This is a genomic window from Bordetella petrii (genome assembly GCF_020991325.1).
Classification (GTDB): domain Bacteria; phylum Pseudomonadota; class Gammaproteobacteria; order Burkholderiales; family Burkholderiaceae_B; genus Bordetella_A; species Bordetella_A petrii_E.
The window spans coordinates 1-1,897 of sequence record NZ_JAJMLX010000463.1 but is presented as its reverse complement, the minus strand read 5'-3'; the positions used below and the strand labels follow the sequence as shown (position 1 = coordinate 1,897).

Sequence of the window (1,897 nt, the reverse complement as noted above, 5' to 3'; positions counted from 1 at the left end):
GTGAACAGCGACGGGTTGCCCGCGTGATACATGGAATACGAGGCCAGCAGCGTGTAGCCATCCGGCCTGGCGTCGGCGGGCAAGACCGTCACGCCATGGCGGCGGGCATCTTGCACCAGTTGGGCCGGCGCGTAGAACCCCATGGGCTGGGAATTGAGCAGCGCGGCCAGAAAGGCTTCGGGCTCATGGCGTTTGAGCCAGGCACTGTCGTAGGCCAGCAGCGCGAAACTGGCCGCATGGCTTTCCGGGAAACCGTATTCGCCGAAGCCCTCGATCTGGCGGATGATGGATTCGGCGAATGCGGCTGTGTAGCCGTTCTTGAGCAGGCCCTTGACCAGCTTGTCGTTGAACTTGCTGATGCCGCCCTTGCGTTTCCAGGCCGCCATCGAGCGTCGCAGCGCGTCGGCTTCGCCGGGCGTGAAGTCGGCGGCCACCATGGCGATCTGCATGACCTGTTCCTGGAAGATGGGCACACCTTTGGTGCGAGACAGCACGCCTTTCACGGCATCGCTGGGATAGGTTTCGGGTTCGCTGCCCTGGCGCCGCCGCAGGTAGGGATGCACCATGCCACCCTGGATGGGACCGGGCCGCACGATGGCTACCTGCACCACCAGGTCGTAATATTTTTGCGGCCGCAGGCGCGGCAGCATGCTCATTTGCGCGCGCGATTCGATCTGGAACACGCCGATGGTGTCGGCCTCGCAGATCATGTCGTAAGTGGGGTTGTCATCCTGGGGGATATCATGCAGGGCCATGGGGCGGCCATGGCGCTGGCCGACAAAATCCAGGGCGCGATGCAGCACCGTCAGCATGCCCAGGGCCAGCACATCCACCTTCAGCAGGCGCAGGGCGTCCAGATCGTCTTTGTCCCATTGCACGACGCTGCGATCCGGCATGGCGGCGTTTTCGATGGGCACCAGGCGCGCCAGGTTGCCGCGCGATATCACGAAGCCGCCGGGATGCTGGGACAAATGGCGCGGAAAGCCGATCAGGGTTTCGGCCAGCACGGCCCAGTTGCGCGCTACCTGCGAACCGGGGTCGAGCCCGCAGTTGCCCAGGGTTTGCAGCATGGCGCGCTTGCCGTCCCACCATTGATGAGCGCGCGCCACGGCATCGATGATGCCCGGGTCTATGCCCAGCGCGCGGCCGGTGTCGCGCAGTACGCTGCGGGGGCGATAGGAAATCACCACGCCGGTCAGCGCGGCGCGGTCGCGTCCGTACTTGCGATAGATGTATTGAATGACATCTTCGCGGCGCTGGTGCTCGAAATCGACGTCGATGTCGGGCGGTTCGTTGCGCTCTTTGCTGATGAAGCGTTCGAACAGAACCTGGCTTTGCTCGGGTTTCACGGCGGTGATGCCCAGGCAGTAGCACACCACCGAATTGGCCGCCGACCCGCGCCCCTGGCAAATAATGTTCTGCGAGCGCGCGTATTGCACGATGTCGTAGACCGTAAGGAAATAGGCTTCGTATTCCAGGTCGGCGATCAGGGCCAGTTCTTTTTCGATCAGGGCGCTGACGTGCTGCGGCACGCTGTCGCCGAAACGGCGCCGCGCGCCGGCATTGACTTCGCGGCGCAGATAGCTGGCGGGGGTTTCGCCCGCGGGCACGATTTCGTCCGGGTATTCGTAGCGCAATTCCCGCAGTGAGAACGTGCAGCGCCGCGCGATGGCAAGGGTTTGCGCCAGCGCTTCGGGTGGGTACAGGGCCGCCAAACGCAGGCGGGTGCGCAGGTGCTGTTCGGCATTGGCGTGCAGGTCGTAGCCGCAAGCGGCAACCGCGCGCTTGCTGCGGATGGCGGCCAGGGTGTCGTGCAGCGGCTTGCGCGAACGCAGGTGCATCTGCACCCCGCCCAGCGCCACCACGGGCAGGCCGGCGGTGTGCGCGGCGTGTTGCA

Annotated in this window: 1 protein-coding gene; it reads right to left on the bottom strand. The window is 64.9% G+C overall.

Annotation, left to right across the window (positions count from 1 at the left end; translation table 11 throughout):
- Positions 1-1,897: error-prone DNA polymerase (locus tag LPZ50_RS24570; RefSeq protein ID WP_230665450.1), on the bottom strand; the 1,897-nt coding region annotated here is incomplete at both ends.